Source organism: Streptomyces sp. NPDC086549 (assembly GCF_044746205.1).
Lineage (GTDB): Bacteria > Actinomycetota > Actinomycetes > Streptomycetales > Streptomycetaceae > Streptomyces.
This window is the reverse complement of the sequence record NZ_JBIVBS010000001.1, coordinates 546,321-561,859: the sequence shown is the minus strand read 5'-3', so window position 1 is coordinate 561,859 and position 15,539 is coordinate 546,321. Positions and strand designations below refer to the sequence as shown.

Here is a 15,539-nt window from a genome sequence, read left to right as displayed (position 1 = left end):
GTCGGCAGGCTGAGGGGTGGCTGTGGACCCCGGGTCACGGGGGGCGGCGATTAGAGTCGCCCCATGCTGCCAACGGGGAGACTGCTCGGTTCCGGCCGCTCGGCCGACGTGTACGAGATCGACGAGGCGTGGGTGCTGCGCCGCGACCGGGAGGGGTGGGGGGACGCGGCCGCCGAGGGGGCGGTGATGTCGTACGTACTGGACCACGGGTACCCCGTGCCCCGGGTGCGGCCCTCCGGCTCGCGCACCGACCTGGTGATGGAGCGGCTGTCCGGGCCGACGATGCTGGGAGCCCTGCTGGAGGGTTCGCTCGGCACGGAGGAGGCGGGCACGCTGCTGGCCAGGCTGCTGCGGCAGCTGCACACGGTTCCCGGCCGGAGTGCCGACGACCCCGACGTCCGCGTCCTGCACCTGGACCTCCACCCCGACAACGTGATCCTCACCCCGGACGGGCCCCGGGTCATCGACTGGACCAACGCGGAGGACGGCCATCCGGGCCTCGACTGGGGCATGTCCGCGGTGATCCTGGCCCAGGTCGCCGTCGGCGGCGATCCGATCGCCGCCCCGGCCCGCGAGATGCTCACGGCCCTGCTCGCCGACCCCTCCGACCTCACGGACTCCGGCCTCACGGAGGCACGCGGACGTCGCGCGGCCAACCCGACGATGAGCCCTCGTGAGGTCGAACTCCTGGGGGCTGCCGAGGACTTGATCCGAGGGTTGGTGCGCTAGTCACGGCCGGCGCGCGGTGTCGGCCCCCCGAACGGCAGGTGCAGCACCCGGGTTTCGAGCAGCCACCGGCCTTCGACGCGCCGGAAGGCATCCTCGTAGTGTCCGATCTGGACCGGCGGGCCGGGCGGCACCATGCCGCCCTCGTAGCCGTCGACGCGGTACGTGGAGAAGTACGAGGTGGCGGTCGCCGTGTCCGGAGTGGTCACCGTGACCAGGACGTTGGACATCAGGCGGCGCGAGAGGCGGTCGGCGGGCCGGGCGCCGAAGTACTCGCGCAGGGCCTCGCGGCCCTTGACCAGCCGTCCGCCGTCCGGCCACTCCCAGGTGCCGTCCTCGGTGAACAGCTCCGCCACCGAGCCGGGTTCACCGAGGTCGAGACGGCGGACGAAGTCGAGGACGAGGCGCTCGCAGGCGCGTTCGGCGAGGAGGTTCTCCAAGGGGTCCATGAGGCTGTTTAGCAAGCAGGGACCTGGGCCGCGAACGAATTACACCGCCACGTACGCCACCGGCTCGCTCCCCGGCACGGCCTCCGCGCGGCCCTGCTTCACCAGGCGTCGTAGATGCGCCTCGGCCTCGGAGACGGCGATGTTCCTCGACCCGTAAGGGATCTGTTCCCAGGGGCGGTTCCACTCCATGCGTTCGGCCAGTTGCCAGGGGGTGAGGGGCTCGGCCAGCAGGGCCAGCAGGCCGGCCAGCCGTTCCTCGTGGTGGGCCAGCAACTGCCGTACGCGGGAGGGCGCGTCGGTGAAGGCGTGCTGGTGAGCCGGGAGCACCTCCGCGGGGGCCAGGCGGCCGACGCGTTCCAGTGAGTCGAGGTAGTCGCCGAGGGGGTCGGTGACTGTCGCGTCGTCCGGGTCCTCGTACAGGCCGATGTGCGGGGTGATCTCCGGGAGCAGGTGGTCGCCCGAGAAGAGACGTCCGTGGCCGGGGAGCCGGGACGGGTGCTCCTCCTCCAGGTGCAGGCAGACGTGGCCCGGGGTGTGGCCCGGCGTCCAGATCGCGCGCAGGCGGCGGCCGGGGAGAGCGAGGAGTTCGCCGGGGACGACCTCCCGGTCGGGCAGCGCGGGGGAGAGACCGGGCAGGGTGCGGCGGCGTGCGGTACGGAGCGGGGCCACGTGCTCCTCGGGGGCACCGGCGGCCGTGAGCTTGGCGGCCATGTAGGCGAACCAGCGCTCGGGGCGGGTCTCGCGGGCGCGCCGCACGATGGCCGTGTCGGCCGCGTGCATGGCGATCCAGGCGCCGGAGGCCTCCCGCACCCTGCCCGACAGGCCGTGGTGGTCGGGGTGGTGATGGGTGATGACCACCCCGTGGAGCTCCGCGACGGACGTACCGCATGCCGACAGGCCCTCGGCGAGGGCGTCCCAGGAGGCCGGGTCGTCCCAGCCGGTGTCGATCAGGACCGGGCCGCGGTCGGTGTCGACGACGTACACGAGAGTGTGGCCGAGGGGGTTGTCCGGGATGGGGACCCGGAGGGAACGGACGCCGCCACCGTGGTCGTACACCTGCGCCATGGGCTCCCCAATCGCCGCGTTCCCGCCACTATAACTAGAACAGGTTTCCATGGGAGCCCGAGTCGACCAACGGGCTCTCGTCGCATCCGTGGACTCCCCCGGACGGAGCTGGTATCAGTTCCCTATCTGATGGATCGTCAGACATGGGACATGAAGTACATGAAGTCCGGAGGCAGTCGGCCATGACCGAGCTCGTGGAACACGGACAGCTGTTCATCGGCGGGGAGTTGACCGACCCCCTGGGCAAGGACGTCATCGAGGTGATCTCCCCGCACACGGAGGAGGTCATCGGGCGGGTGCCGCACGCGTCGCGGGAGGACGTCGACCGGGCCGTGGCCGTCGCGCGCCGCGCCTTCGACCAGGGGCCCTGGCCGCGGATGACCCTGGACGAGCGGATCGAGGTCGTCACCCGCATCAAGGACGCGATCGCGGTCCGGCACGAGGAGATCGCCCGTGTGATCTCCTCCGAGAACGGCTCGCCGTACTCCTGGAGCGTCCTCGCGCAGGCGCTCGGCGCGATGATGGTGTGGGACGCGGCGATCACGGTCGCGCGGAACTTCACGTACGAGGAGACGCGCGACGGCGTCCTCGGCAGGATCCTCGTGCGGCGCGAGCCGGTCGGGGTCGTCGCGGCCGTCGTCCCTTGGAACGTCCCGCAGTTCGTCGCCGCCGCCAAGCTCGCGCCCGCCCTGCTCACCGGCTGCACGGTGGTGCTCAAGCCGTCGCCGGAGTCGCCGCTGGACGCGTACATCCTCGGCGAGATCGCGAAGGAGGCCGGGCTGCCGGAGGGTGTGCTGTCGATCCTCCCCGCCGACCGTGAGGTCAGCGAACACCTCGTCGGGCACCCCGGTGTCGACAAGGTGTCCTTCACCGGCTCGGTCGCGGCCGGCCGGCGCGTGATGGAAGTGGCCTCGCGCAACCTCACGCGCGTGACGCTGGAGCTGGGCGGCAAGTCGGCGGCGGTGGTCCTGCCGGACGCGGACATCGAGACGTCGGTGCCCGGGATCGTCTCGGCGGCCTGGATGAACAACGGCCAGGCCTGCGTCGCCCAGACCCGCATCCTCGTGCCGCGCTCCCGCTACGACGAGTTCGCGGACGCCTTCGCCGCCGCGGCGAGCGCGCTCAAGGTCGGCGACCCGCTGGACCCCGCGACCCAGGTCGGCCCGCTGGTCGCCCGGCGTCAGCAGCAGCGCAACCTCGACTTCATCCGCATCGGCCAGGAGGAGGGCGCCAAGGTCCTCACCGGCGGCGGGCGCCCGCCGGGCCTGGAGCGCGGCTGGTACGTGGAGCCGACCCTCTTCGGCGACGTCGACAACTCCATGCGGATCGCCCGCGAGGAGATCTTCGGCCCGGTGATCTGTCTCCTCCCGTACGGCGACGAGTCCGAGGCACTGAAGATCGCCAACGACTCCGACTACGGGCTGTCCGGCAGCGTGTGGACGGCCGACGTCGCGCACGGCATCGACGTCGCACGGCAGGTCCGTACGGGCACGTACTCGGTCAACACCTTCAGCCTCGACATGCTCGGCCCGTTCGGCGGCTACAAGAACTCGGGGCTGGGCCGGGAGTTCGGGCCGGAGGGGTACGGCGAGTACCTGGAGCACAAGATGATCCACCTCCCGGCGGGCTGGGAGGGATAGGGAATGGGAGACCGCTGGCACGTCGAGGTCGACCGCTCCGTCTGCATCGGCTCCGCCCAGTGCGTCCACCATGCCCCCGACGGCTTCCGCCTCGACACCGGCCGCCAGTCCCGGCCCGTCGCGGCGGACACCGACGCGAACGAGCAGGTCCTGGCGGCGGCGGAGAGCTGCCCGGTGGAGGCCATCATGATCACGGTGCTGGGGAGCGGGGAGCCGGTGTTCCCGCCGGAGGACTAAAAAATCTTCAAATATATCCCCTTTGGGGCTTTTGTTCGGCGATGGGGGCGTTCTATGCTTGGAGACGGCCTACGAGGCGAGTGAGGGAGTTCATCCGGAGTAGCCGACTCACGCGAGACGCGCAAGCATCCGCTGGGGCCGACGTCGACGGACGGGCTGAGAGGCCAGAAGGCAGTAGTTGAGCTGGAAGGCGACCTCCACTACCTGATCCGGGTAATGCCGGCGCAGGGAACCCGTCTCGTAGGTCCTTTTCGTGAGCTCACAGGCCCGCGGGCGGGTGGGCCACCATGAGCGCCGCAGCCTCCTCGGGTGTCGCGCCCTGACCGAGAGCGCCGCCGCGGATCGAGCGCATCTTGTACGGCGGTCCGGAGCAGAGGGCGTAGGGCAGGTCGGTGTCGTCCCTCCCGTCGATCGGCGGGCCGCTCCGCAGGAACTTCGGCGTTCCGTGCGTCGGGAACGGATGCAGGGCGCGTATGCGCGGCTGTCCGTGGGCGGCCGCGGCCAGGGTGAACAGCTTCTCCCCGCCGTAGTGGCCCCTGGCCCGGGCCCGCGCTCCAAGAGCCACCGCCAGGCGGTCGCCGCGCCGGGCGCCTCAGCCGCGGGCCGCCTCACCGCCCGTCCCCACGCCCGCCGGATCCGTCAGGTCGATCAGCCGGCACACCGTCTCGATGTCGATCTTGACCTGGGCGATGGAGGCGCGGCCCGACAGCCAGGTGATCAGGGCCGAGTGCCAGGTGTGCTCGATGACGCGGACCGCGGAGAGCTGCTCGGGGGTGGGGTGCTCCAGACCCATCGCGTCCAGGATGATCGCCGTCGTCTGCCGGGACACCTGGTCGACCTCCGGTGAGACGCTGCGGTCCGCGAAGGTCAGCGCACGGACCATGGCGTCGGCCAGGTGCGGCTCGCGCTGGAGGGCGCGGAAGGCCCGCATCAGCGTCTCCGCGACCCGCTCGGCCGCCGTCTCGCCCGCCGGGGGCTTCTTCCGCAGGGTGCCGTGCATCTGCTCCAGCTGGTCCTGCATGGTGGCGACCAGGAGATGCACCTTGGACGGGAAGTAGCGGTAGAGCGTGCCGAGGGCCACCTGCGAGGACTCCGCGACCTCCCGCATCTGCACCGCGTCGAAACCGCCCCGGCTGGCCAGCTGTGCGCTGGCGTGCAGGATCCGGCGCCGACGGGCCTCCTGGCGCTCGGTGAGAGGGGGTGAGGCGGGTCGAACGGTACTGGCTTGCGCAGGCATGGGTCCCGTTCCGTGACAGTCGGTGAGGGCAGGTGATCAGACAGCATGGCAGGGGTCCGCGCCGTGGCGCGAATCACCTGATCCACTGCTCACAGCGCCCCTACCTGCCGGTAGATTCAGTGCCTCCTGAACGATCAAGTCTGAAACTTGTTCTAGATTAGCGTCCCGGCGTAGTCTCGCGGGAAAATGCAGGGAGAAGGGGGCCCAGAGTGACCGCCGAGGCCAGGGAGGCGGGTCCCCGACAGGACCTTGCCGCCGACGGCGAGCGACCGCTCGACATCGCGCTCCTCACCTATAAAGGGAACCCGTTCTGCGGGGGTCAGGGCGTCTACGTACGGCACCTCTCGCGCGAGCTGGCCCGCCTCGGCCACCGCGTCGAGGTCATCGGCTCCCAGCCGTACCCCGTGCTCGACGAGGACGACGCCTACGACGGCCGTCTGAGCCTGACCGAGCTGCCCAGCCTCGACCTCTACCGCCAGCCCGACCCCTTCCGCACCCCCGGTCGGGACGAGTACCGGGACTGGGTCGACGCGCTGGAAGTGGGGACGATGTGGACCGGCGGCTTCCCCGAGCCGCTGACGTTCTCCCTCCGGGCCCGCCGTCACCTGCGCGCCCGCCGCGGCGAGTTCGACGTCGTGCACGACAACCAGACCCTCGGCTACGGCCTGCTGGGCGACGTCGGCGCGCCCCTGGTCACCACCATCCACCACCCCATCACCGTCGACCGGCAGTTGGAGCTGGACGCGGCCGAGGGCTGGCAGCGCCGGTACTCCGTGCGCCGCTGGTATGCCTTCACGCGCATGCAGAAGCGCGTCGCCCGCCGCCTGCCCTCCGTCCTCACCGTCTCGGGCACCTCCCGCCAGGAGATCATCGACCACCTCGGGGTGCGCGACGAGCGAATCCACGTGATCCACATCGGCGCCGACACCGACCTCTTCTCGCCGAATCCGTCCGTGCCCCAGGTGCCGGGCCGGATCGTGACCACCTCCAGCGCCGACGTGCCGCTCAAGGGCCTGGTCTTCCTCGTCGAGGCGCTGGCCAAGGTGCGCACCGAGCGCCCCGACGCCCACCTCGTCGTCGTCGGCAAGCGGGCCGAGGACGGGCCGGTCGCCCAGGCCATCGAGCGGTACGGACTGGAGGGCGTCGTGGAGTTCGTGAAGGGCATCTCGGACGCCGAACTGGTCGACCTGGTCCGCTCGGCCGAGGTCGCCTGCGTGCCGTCGCTGTACGAGGGCTTCTCGCTGCCGGCCGCCGAGGCCATGGCCACGGGCACCCCGCTGGTCGCCACCACGGGCGGAGCGATCCCCGAGGTCGCCGGCCGGGACGGGGAGACCTGCCTCGCGGTGCCCCCCGGGGACGCGGGGGCGCTGGCCGCGGGGCTGAGCAGGCTGCTGGGGGACCCGGAGCTGCGGGCACGGCTCGGTGCCGCCGGGCGTGAGCGGGTGCTGAACCACTTCACCTGGGCGCGGGCCGCCGAGGGCACCGTGACCCGGTACCGCGAGGCCATGGCCCGCTCCGGCGGCGCGCACCCGCTCCGCTCCGAGCCGCGCGACAGCGGCCCGGCCACCGCCGCAACTGGTGTCTACTCCGAAAGCAGGGCCACGTGCTGACCGTCGACTTCTCCCGGTTCCCGCTCGCCCCGGGCGACCGCGTCCTGGACCTCGGCTGCGGGGCCGGCCGGCACGCCTTCGAGTGCTACCGGCGCGGCGCCCAGGTCGTGGCCCTCGACCAGAACGGCGAGGAGATCCGAGAGGTCGCCAAGTGGTTCGCGGCGATGAAGGAGGCCGGTGAGGCTCCGGCGGGCGCGACCGCCACCGCCATGGAGGGCGACGCCCTCGCGCTGCCGTTCCCGGACGAGTCCTTCGACGTCGTCATCATCTCCGAGGTGATGGAGCACATCCCCGACGACAAGGGCGTCCTCGCCGAGATGGTCCGCGTGCTCAAGCCGGGCGGCCGCATCGCCATCACCGTCCCGCGCTACGGCCCCGAGAAGGTCTGCTGGGCGCTGTCCGACGCCTACCACGAGGTCGAGGGCGGCCACATCCGCATCTACAAGGCGGACGAGCTGCTGGCCAAGGTCCGCGAGGCGGGTCTGCGTCCGTACGGTTCCCACCACGCCCACGCGCTGCACTCCCCGTACTGGTGGCTGAAGTGCGCGTTCGGCGTCGACAACGACAAGGCGTTGCCGGTGCGCGCGTACCACAAGCTGCTGGTCTGGGACATCATGAAGAAGCCCCTGGCCACCCGGGTCGCGGAGCAGGCACTGAATCCGCTGATCGGCAAGAGCTTCGTGGTGTACGCGACGAAGCCGCACCTGCCCCTCCTCGCCGAGGCTTCCGAGGCGGCCGCCAAGTGACGACCCCCCGGACAGAACACCTGGTCCTGCCCGGGGTCCTCACCTCCGAGCAGGCCGACGCGACCGTCCGCGGCATTCTCGCCGTGCAGCGGGAGGACGGCGCGATCCCGTGGTTCCGCGGGCACCACCTGGACCCGTGGGACCACACCGAGGCGGCCATGGCGCTGGACGCGGCGGGCGAGCACGAGGCCGCGGAACGGGCCTACACCTGGCTGGCCACGCACCAGAACGAGGACGGCTCCTGGTACGCGGCGTACGCGGACGGGGCGCACGACGACGTGACGGACCGCGCCCGCGAGTCGAACTTCGTGGCGTACATAGCGGTAGGCGTCTGGCACCACTACCTGTCGACCGGTGACGACACGTTCCTGGACCGCATGTGGCCCTCGGTCTACGCGGCGACGGAATGGGTGCTGCGCCTGCAACAGCCGGGCGGAGAGATCGGCTGGCGGCGCGAGGACGACGGCACGCCCACGACGGACGCGCTGCTGACCGGCAGCTCCTCCATCCACCACGCTCTGCGCTGCGCGCTCGCCATCGCCGAGCAGCGCGAAGAGCCGCAGCCGGACTGGGAACTGGCGCTGGGTTCGCTCCGCCACGCGATAGGCAGCCATCCGGAGCGGTTCCTGGACAAGGACCGCTACTCGATGGACTGGTACTACCCCGTCCTGGGCGGCGCGCTGACCGGAGCGGAGGCCAAGTCCCGTATCGAGGAGTCCTGGGACCGCTTCGTGGTGCCCGGTCTCGGCGTGCGCTGCGTGGTCCCCAACCCGTGGGTGACCGGCGGCGAGTCCTGCGAACTGGCCCTGGCCCTCTGGGCGATGGGCGAGTCCGACCGCGCCCTGGAGATCCTCCAGTCCATCCAGCACCTCCGGGACCCCGCGACCGGCCTCTACTGGACGGGCTACGTCTTCGACGACGACGCCGTCTGGCCCCGCGAACTCACCTCCTGGACAGCGGGATCCCTCCTCCTGGCGGTCGCCGCCCTGGGCGGCCACGAGGCCACCTGCGCGGTCTTCGGCGGCGAACACCTCCCGAACGGCCTGGCCCCGGACTGCTGCGCATAGCACACCGCAAGGGGGCGCGCATATGGCCCGACGCAGGCGATCACGCGCCCCATAGGGGCGCGGGGAACTGCGCGACCAGCCCGTGACGGCTCGCACTCGCCGTGGGGCGGCGCTGCCCGGGCTCGTGGGCGTTCACGGCTCGCGCGGAGGGCGATCGCGCCCCACAGGGGCGCGGGGAACTGCGCGACCAGCCCCTGACGGCCCGCACTCGCCGACGGACAGTGCCACCCGAGCTCCTGGGCGAACCAGGGTAGGTGAAACTCGTACCAGATTCGCCCAAGTGGCGTAGTGGGCCGACCTGGGTGACGCTGCCGGGAGAGACATCTGCTCGGGGAAGACATCCCGGAGGACCCCGTGCCCGTACATATGCGGCGCCTCTTCGTGGCGCTCACACTGTGCTGTGCCCTGCTCGCCGGTGCCACCGCATGCGGGAGCAGCGAGACCACCACCCGGGAGACCGCGGCGGCCGCCATCGCCGGCACGCCCAGTCCCACCACGTCGGCAGAGAAGCAGAAGTTCGCCAAGACCCGCTTCGTGGCGAACGCAGCCCTCGCGGCCGGGGCGACGTACCAGTGGATCGTGAAGCCCTGGAAGGCCGGCAAGTTCAAGAAGGGCGCGAAGGGCCGCAGGCTCGCCCTGGTCAAGGCCGGCCTCGCCGGCGCCTTCACGTACAACCGGCTCAAGGCGGCCGTGAAGAACGCCCAGGGCGACCCGGCGCTCTCCAAGGCCCTCGCGCCGCTCGCAGCGGGCATCGAGTCCCTCAAGAACCTGCCGTCCAAGCTGCGCAGCGGCGACCCCGATGCGGTCGGCGCCTTCGGCGACGTCATCAACAAGGTGAAGGACGCCGGTAAGAGCGCGGGCGCCGAGGTCAAGGAGAAGGTGCCGTCGGCCGGTCAACTGGCCGGCGGATAGCGATGATCGGCAACGCGTCGGACCGAGTCCGGCGCGTTGCCCCTCGCAGTCCTACGAGTTGAGCTCGGCGAGCACGCGGAGCGTGTGCGGGTCCGGGGACAGGGCCAGCAGGTCCGTCACCGGGCCCTTGCGCCACGACTCCAGGCGCTCGGCGATGCGTTCGCGCGGGCCGACCAGGGATATCTCGTCGGCGAAGGCGTCCGGGACGGCCAGTACCGCCTCCTCCCGCCGGCCCGACAGGAACAGGTCCTGGATCCGGCGCGCCTCCTCCTCGTACCCCATGCGCGCCATCAGGTCGGCGTGGAAGTTGCGGGCCGCGTGGCCCATCCCGCCGATGTAGAAGCCGAGCATGGCCTTCACGGGCAGGAGTCCCTCGGCCACGTCGTCGCAGACCGTCACCCGGACCATGGGGGCGACGAGGAAGTCGTCGGCGAGGCCGGTCAGGTGCGGCCCGTACACCTCGGGGCGGCTCGGTGACCAGTACAACGGCAGCCAGCCGTCCGCGATCCGGGTGGTCTGGGCAACGTTCTTGGGGCCCTCCGCGCCGAGCAGGACCGGCAGGTCCGGGCGGAGGGGGTGGGTGATCGGCTTGAGGGGTCTGCCGAGGCCGGTGCCGTCCGTGCCTCGGTAGGGGAGGGGATGGAAGCGGCCGTCCAGTTCCACCGGCGCCTCGCGGCGCAGCACCTGCCGTACGACGTCGACGTACTCCCGGGTCGCGGTCAGTGGCGACCTCGGGAACGGGCGGCCGTACCAGCCCTCCACGACCTGCGGCCCGGACAGCCCGAGCCCGAGCATCATGCGCCCCCCGGACAGATGGTCGAGGGTCAGCGCGTGCATCGCCGTGGTGGTCGGCGAGCGGGCGGCCATCTGGGCAACCGCCGTACCCAGCCGGATCCTTGAGGTCTGCGCGGCGATCCAGGTGAGCGGGGTGAACGCGTCGGAGCCCCATGACTCGGCCGTCCACACGGAGTCGTACCCGAGCCGCTCCGCCTCCCGCGCCAGCGCCACGTGGTCCGCGGAGGGGCCGCGCCCCCAGTAGCCGAGTGCCAGCCCGAGCCGCATGGCTTTCCTCCTGACGATCCGTCAGATACTGGGACTGGGGCGACTGTACGACAACGGCCCCCCGCCCGGAAGGGCGAGGGGCCGTGCGGGACGGTCGCGGACGCTCAGCCGCGCTGGATCCCCGAGGTGTCCTGCAGGACGCCACGGCGGCCGTCCTGGGTCTGCGCGATCAGCTGCGTCCCGCGCTGCTCGACTGCCAAGTACCAGGTGCCCGGCGCCAGTTCGGCGACCGGCGTCTGCGAGCCGTCCTCCGCGAACAGCGGTCGCGGCACCGGCACGGCGAACCAGAACGGCGAGAAGTCCGGGGCGGGCGCCTGAGGCTGGGGCTGGGCCGGGGCCGGCGACTGCTGCCCGAACGGCTGGCCCGGCTGCGGCTGACCGCCGTACGGCTGCGGCTGCGGGGCCTGTGCGCCGGGGTAGCCGTAACCGCCCTGGGGCTGGGCGCCGTAGGGCTGCGGGGCCGGCGGCTTGGGGGCCGGGACGAGGGCGGCCTGGAGGGCGGGGACCAGGGGGGTGGCTACGGCGGCTCCGGCCATGACCAGGGTCGCGATCAAGGCGAGGATGAGGCCGGTGCCGGCGCTCGGACCGTCGGAGGAGTTACCGAAGTTGTTCCCGCCGCCCGCCGGGTCGATGACGTTGCCGAGCGCGCTCCACGCGGCGAAGACCGTGAAGGCGACGCCGAACTGGCCGAGGTCCAGGCCGACGACCTTCCGGGGCTGAGGTATGGCCCGGGCGACGACGACGAGCGCCGCGCCGATGATTCCGGCCAGCACGACGCCGAGCAGGACCGGTCCGCTCGCCCAGAGGCTCGGGAGGTCGAGGCCGGACGGTGCCCCGTTGTACGAGTAGTTGTCGAGGAACGACGCGATGAACAGCAACACCGCTGCTCCGATCACCACGCCGTCGCCTCGAGTGAGGGAGCGGATATTCACTTCAGGTCCTTCGCAGGTCGTCTCGTCATCGGTGGAGGCGTCGCTGTCACCCTGTCGCCGTCAGGCCCTGGTGTGAAGCGCGGGGGTGGCACCTCGTCGTACGGATGACACTATCGTCCGCACAATCGAGGTGTCCGCCCGGATCCGCCCGCCGTTCCCTACCCGCGCAGGAAGCTCACGATTCCCTCAGAGATCCCCTGCGCCGCCTTCTGCCGCCAGGCACCGCTGGTCAGCAACGCCGCGTCCTTGGTATCGCGCATGTTGCCGCACTCGATGAACACCTTGGGAACCGTTGACAGATTGAGACCGCCCAGGTCCTCACGCGTGACGAGACCGGTGCCGTCGCCGACGTAGTTGGAGGGTGCGCTGCCCGTGACGCGCACGAAGTTGCCCGCGATGCGCTCGCCGAGGTCGCGCGAGGAGGCGACGATCGGGCGGGTGTCGGCGATGCCCTTGTGGACCGACGCCGGAAGGATGACGTGGAAGCCCCGGTCGCCCTGCGCGGACCCGTCCGCGTGGATGGAAATGGCCGCGTCCGCATGCGCGTTGTTGCCGATCCGGGCGCGCTCGTCCACGCACGGCCCCCAGGCGGGCTTGTCCCCGTCGTGGGTGAACTTCACCGTGGCGCCCTCCTTCTCCAGGATCGCGCGCAGCCGGTGGGCCACGTCCAGCGAGAACCGGGCCTCGGTATAACCGGAGTTGGTCGACGTCCCGGTCGTGTCGCACTCCTTCCGGTTCGTGCCGATGTCCACCTGGCGGTTGATCTCGGTCGCGTGCTGGAAGTTGCCGGGGTTGTGCCCCGGGTCGATGACGATCACCTTGCCCTTGAGGGAGCCGGAGGCGGCAGGGGCCGAAGAGGTGGGCGTCGATGTCCCGCCGGGCTTCTTGTCGTCGTCCGTGGGCGACGACGAGGCCGATGACGAGGACGATGACGACAGGGTCGAGGGGGCGGGGGACGTGGCGGCACCGGCGGTGCCCGCCCTGTCCGAGCCGCCCGAGTCACCCGGGCTGCCCACCGCCTCGTACACGAGCCAGCCGAGCAGCGCGCCGGGCACCAGCGCGGCGAGCGCGACGGTCAGCGGCGCCCGCCGGGGACGGCGTGGCTGCGGGGGATCGAAGTCCGGGCCTACGTACGACACGTCTGCCACCCTAGCTGCCGCCCGGAGCGGCCACACGGTCCGACGGTCCCAATGGGTGACGCGGCGGCAGACGGCGCCGTCACCGGCGTCACTACCGCCGTCCCGGACTCCAGCGCGGTCAGGCCCCCGACCCCGTCCGCCGCAGCACGCGCAGCGACCCGTGCGCCGACACCTCCGTGAACGCGCCCGACTCCAGTGCCCGGAGGTAGACGCGGTACGGGGCCTGGCCGGTGAACTCGTCCTCGGGATCGGGGAACACGTCGTGGATGACGAGGAGGCCCCCTTCGGCGACATGGGGGGCCCAGCCCTCGTAGTCGGCGGTGGCGTGCTCGTCCGTGTGGCCGCCGTCGATGAAGACCAGGCCGAGGGGGGAGTTCCAGAAGGCGGCGATCTGCGGCGAGCGGCCGACCAACGCCACCACGTGCTCCTCCAGGCCCGCCCTGTGCAGGGTGCGCCGGAACGTGGGCAGCGTGTCCATCAGGCCGATCTCGGGGTCGACCGTCTCCGGGTCGTGGTACTCCCAGCCCGGCTGCTGCTCCTCGCTGCCCCGGTGGTGGTCGACGGTGAGCGCGGTGACCCCGGTCTGCCGGGCGGCGTCCGCGAACAGGATCGTCGAGCGTCCGCAGTACGTCCCGATCTCGAGGAGCGGCAGCCCGAGCCGTCCGGCTTCCACGGCGGCCGCGTACAGCGCGAGACCCTCGTCCACGGGCATGAACCCCTTCGCCGCCTCGAACGCGGCCAGGATCTCGGGCTTGGGGGCCGTGGGCATGGGGTCCTCTCGGTCGTACCGGTGTTCAGACGCCCATGCTGTCGTACCCCCTGCCGCCGAAGCGACAGGGGGTACGCGTGGTGTGGATCTCAGTGGTCAGCCACTGACCGGTTCAGCCACTGACCGGTTCAGCCACTGACCGGTTCAGTCGCTGACCGTCTGACCCGGAAGGGCCAGGTCCAGGTCGACCGGCCGGTCGTCGCCCGCGTGGGTCGCCGAGGCGGCGTGCGGGCCGTGGCCCGCGGCCTTCGCGGCCAGGACGTAGGCGCCCTGGGCCGGGACGGCGAGGGTGTAGCTGCCGTCGTCCGTGGAGAGCGTGGCGCCCGCCTGGCGGCCCCGGTGGTCGATCAGGGTGACCTTGGCGCGGGGGACCGGGGTGCCCTCGGCGTCGAGGACGCGACCGCGGAAGCCCCGCAGTACCTCTTCGGCGTGCGCGATGCCCGCCTCCTCCTCGCTGCTCGCGCGCAGCTGCGTGTGCTGCGCCGGGCGGCTCTGCTTCGGCAGGAACAGGGCGAGCAGCAGGCCCACGGCGACCGCGGCCGTCGCGATCAGGAAGGAGACGTGGAAGCCGTGCATGGTGGGGATCGCGACGCCGCCGACGTTGTTCGCCGTGTTGGCCAGCACCATGCCGATGACGGCGCTGGAGACGGACGTACCGATGGACCGCATCAGCGTGTTGAGGCCGTTGGCCGCGCCGGTCTCGGAGGCCGGGACCGCGCCGACGATCAGCGCGGGGAGCGAGGAGTAGGCGAGGCCGATGCCCGCGCCCAGGACGACCGCGATGACGAGGCTCTGCCAGGCGGCGTTCATCAGGCCGAGGCCGGAGCCGTAGCCGATCGCGATGATCAGCATGCCGAGGATCAGGGTGACCTTGGGCCCGTACTTGGCCGAGAGCCGGGCGTAGACGGGCGCCGTGAACATCATCGTCAGGCCGAGCGGTGCCACGAGCAGACCGGCGACGACCATCGACTGGCCGAGGCCGTAGCCGGTGGCCTTCGGCAGCTGGAGCAGCTGGGGCAGGACGAGCGAGACGACGTAGAAGCTGACGCCGACCATGATCGAGGCGAGGTTGGTGAGGAGAACCTCGCGGCGGGCGGTGGTGCGCAGGTCGACCAGCGGGGCCGCGGTGCGCAGCTCGAAGACGCCCCACAGGACGAGGACGACGACGGACGCGGCGAACAGGCCGAGCGTGGTGCCGGAGGACCAGCCCCAGTCGCTGCCCTTGGTGATCGGGAGGAGCAGCAGGACCAGGCCGGTGGACAGGCCCAGCGCGCCCAGCACGTCGAAGGAGCCCTCGGCGCGCATCGGGGACTCCGGCACGACGAGGAGGGTGAGGACGATGGAGAGGGCGCCGAGGCCGGCGGCGCCGTAGAAGAGGGCGTGCCAGTCGGCGTGCTGCGCGACCAGGGCGGCGGCGGGCAGTGCGAGGCCACCGCCGACACCGATCGAGGAGCTCATCAGGGCCATCGCCGAGCCGAGCTTCTCGCGCGGCAGCATGTCGCGCATGAGGCCGATGCCCAGCGGGATCGCGCCCATGGCGAAGCCCTGGAGCGCGCGGCCCACGATCATGGTGAGCAGCTCACTGGTGAGGGCGCTGATCAGCGCGCCGACCACCATCACGGCGAGGCTGAGGACCAGCATGCGGCGCTTGCCGTACAGGTCGCCGAGGCGGCCCATGATCGGGGTGGCCACGGCGCCCGACAGGAGTGTCGAGGTCAGCACCCAGGTGGCGTTGCTCGGCGAGGTGTCCAGCAGCTGCGGCAGGTCCTTGATGACCGGGACGAGCAGGGTCTGCATCACCGCGACCACGATGCCCGCGAAGGCCAGCACCGGGACCAGGGCCCCGCTCGCTCTCCGTGTGGGCTGGTCGGTCGTCGTGTGCGTCATTGAGTGAGGCCTCCAGTGCGATAAGTGCCGGGTAAACCTCGTATGCACGGGCAACTATTCC

The 15,539-nt window shown here is 71.6% G+C and carries 16 protein-coding genes and 1 riboswitch; of the genes, 7 read left to right on the top strand and 9 right to left on the bottom strand.

Annotated features, from left to right (window positions below; genetic code table 11):
• Positions 1–63: 63 nt before the first annotated feature.
• Entirely contained in the window at positions 64–729 is a 666-nt protein-coding gene (locus ACIPSA_RS02610) for a phosphotransferase (protein ID WP_402628012.1), read from the top strand.
• On the opposite strand, the gene ACIPSA_RS02605 is transcribed toward ACIPSA_RS02610, so the two are convergent.
• Both ACIPSA_RS02605 and ACIPSA_RS02600 read right to left on the bottom strand, forming a co-directional pair.
• A complete protein-coding gene (locus tag ACIPSA_RS02605) occupies positions 726–1,175 on the bottom strand; it encodes a nuclear transport factor 2 family protein (RefSeq protein WP_402628009.1) in 450 nt (149 codons plus the stop codon). The two genes, ACIPSA_RS02610 and ACIPSA_RS02605, sit on opposite strands and share 4 nt — an antisense overlap.
• Positions 1,176–1,214: 39 nt before the next feature.
• Positions 1,215–2,240: an MBL fold metallo-hydrolase gene (locus ACIPSA_RS02600; protein WP_402628006.1), complete on the bottom strand. Its 1,026-nt coding sequence runs from the start codon at positions 2,238–2,240 to the stop codon at positions 1,215–1,217.
• Between the two features lie 182 nt (positions 2,241–2,422).
• Here ACIPSA_RS02600 and ACIPSA_RS02595 point away from each other — a divergent pair, with 182 nt between their 5' ends.
• Positions 2,423–3,880, top strand: coding sequence for an aldehyde dehydrogenase (locus ACIPSA_RS02595; protein WP_402628003.1), 1,458 nt, complete (start codon positions 2,423–2,425; stop codon positions 3,878–3,880).
• A gap of 3 nt (positions 3,881–3,883) precedes the next feature.
• Positions 3,884–4,117, top strand: coding sequence for a ferredoxin (locus ACIPSA_RS02590; RefSeq protein WP_402628001.1), 234 nt, complete (start codon positions 3,884–3,886; stop codon positions 4,115–4,117).
• Positions 4,118–4,189: 72 nt separating this feature from the next.
• Positions 4,190–4,365, top strand: a riboswitch (TPP riboswitch).
• A gap of 11 nt (positions 4,366–4,376) precedes the next feature.
• Here ACIPSA_RS02590 and ACIPSA_RS02585 read toward each other — a convergent pair.
• Both ACIPSA_RS02585 and ACIPSA_RS02580 read right to left on the bottom strand, forming a co-directional pair.
• A complete protein-coding gene (locus tag ACIPSA_RS02585) occupies positions 4,377–4,682 on the bottom strand; it encodes a DUF6193 family natural product biosynthesis protein (protein WP_402627999.1) in 306 nt (101 codons plus the stop codon).
• 27 nt (positions 4,683–4,709) lie between these two features.
• Positions 4,710–5,354: a TetR family transcriptional regulator gene (locus ACIPSA_RS02580; protein WP_402627996.1), complete on the bottom strand. Its 645-nt coding sequence runs from the start codon at positions 5,352–5,354 to the stop codon at positions 4,710–4,712.
• Positions 5,355–5,563: 209 nt separating this feature from the next.
• Between ACIPSA_RS02580 and ACIPSA_RS02575 the strand changes: the two genes are divergently transcribed.
• The 4 genes from ACIPSA_RS02575 to ACIPSA_RS02560 all read left to right on the top strand — a co-directional run bounded on the left by ACIPSA_RS02575 (position 5,564) and on the right by ACIPSA_RS02560 (position 9,689).
• A complete protein-coding gene (locus ACIPSA_RS02575; protein WP_402627993.1) occupies positions 5,564–6,964 on the top strand; it encodes a glycosyltransferase family 4 protein in 1,401 nt (466 codons plus the stop codon).
• Positions 6,958–7,710, top strand: coding sequence for a class I SAM-dependent methyltransferase (locus ACIPSA_RS02570; protein ID WP_402627991.1), 753 nt, complete (start codon positions 6,958–6,960; stop codon positions 7,708–7,710). The genes ACIPSA_RS02575 and ACIPSA_RS02570 overlap by 7 nt, the downstream gene beginning before the upstream one ends.
• Complete coding sequence (locus tag ACIPSA_RS02565) at positions 7,707–8,777, top strand: prenyltransferase/squalene oxidase repeat-containing protein (RefSeq protein ID WP_402627988.1); 1,071 nt, start codon at positions 7,707–7,709, stop codon at positions 8,775–8,777. The genes ACIPSA_RS02570 and ACIPSA_RS02565 overlap by 4 nt, the downstream gene beginning before the upstream one ends.
• Before the next feature lie 354 nt (positions 8,778–9,131).
• Positions 9,132–9,689, top strand: a complete 558-nt coding sequence (locus tag ACIPSA_RS02560) for a hypothetical protein (RefSeq protein ID WP_402627986.1) — start codon at positions 9,132–9,134, stop codon at positions 9,687–9,689.
• A gap of 51 nt (positions 9,690–9,740) precedes the next feature.
• On the opposite strand, the gene ACIPSA_RS02555 is transcribed toward ACIPSA_RS02560, so the two are convergent.
• From ACIPSA_RS02555 to ACIPSA_RS02535, 5 genes are all read right to left on the bottom strand, one after another.
• Positions 9,741–10,751: an LLM class F420-dependent oxidoreductase gene (locus tag ACIPSA_RS02555; protein WP_402627984.1), complete on the bottom strand. Its 1,011-nt coding sequence runs from the start codon at positions 10,749–10,751 to the stop codon at positions 9,741–9,743.
• Positions 10,752–10,855: 104 nt separating this feature from the next.
• On the bottom strand, positions 10,856–11,683 hold the full coding sequence (locus ACIPSA_RS02550) for a hypothetical protein (protein WP_402627982.1): 828 nt from the start codon (positions 11,681–11,683) through the stop codon (positions 10,856–10,858).
• Between the two features lie 158 nt (positions 11,684–11,841).
• Positions 11,842–12,822: an N-acetylmuramoyl-L-alanine amidase gene (locus tag ACIPSA_RS02545; RefSeq protein WP_402627979.1), complete on the bottom strand. Its 981-nt coding sequence runs from the start codon at positions 12,820–12,822 to the stop codon at positions 11,842–11,844.
• Between the two features lie 118 nt (positions 12,823–12,940).
• Positions 12,941–13,591, bottom strand: coding sequence for a class I SAM-dependent methyltransferase (locus ACIPSA_RS02540; RefSeq protein WP_402627976.1), 651 nt, complete (start codon positions 13,589–13,591; stop codon positions 12,941–12,943).
• A gap of 144 nt (positions 13,592–13,735) precedes the next feature.
• The gene (locus ACIPSA_RS02535) at positions 13,736–15,478 is read right to left on the bottom strand and encodes an MFS transporter (protein WP_402627973.1); all 1,743 of its coding nucleotides are present in this window, start codon (positions 15,476–15,478) and stop codon (positions 13,736–13,738) included.
• Positions 15,479–15,539: the final 61 nt, after the last annotated feature.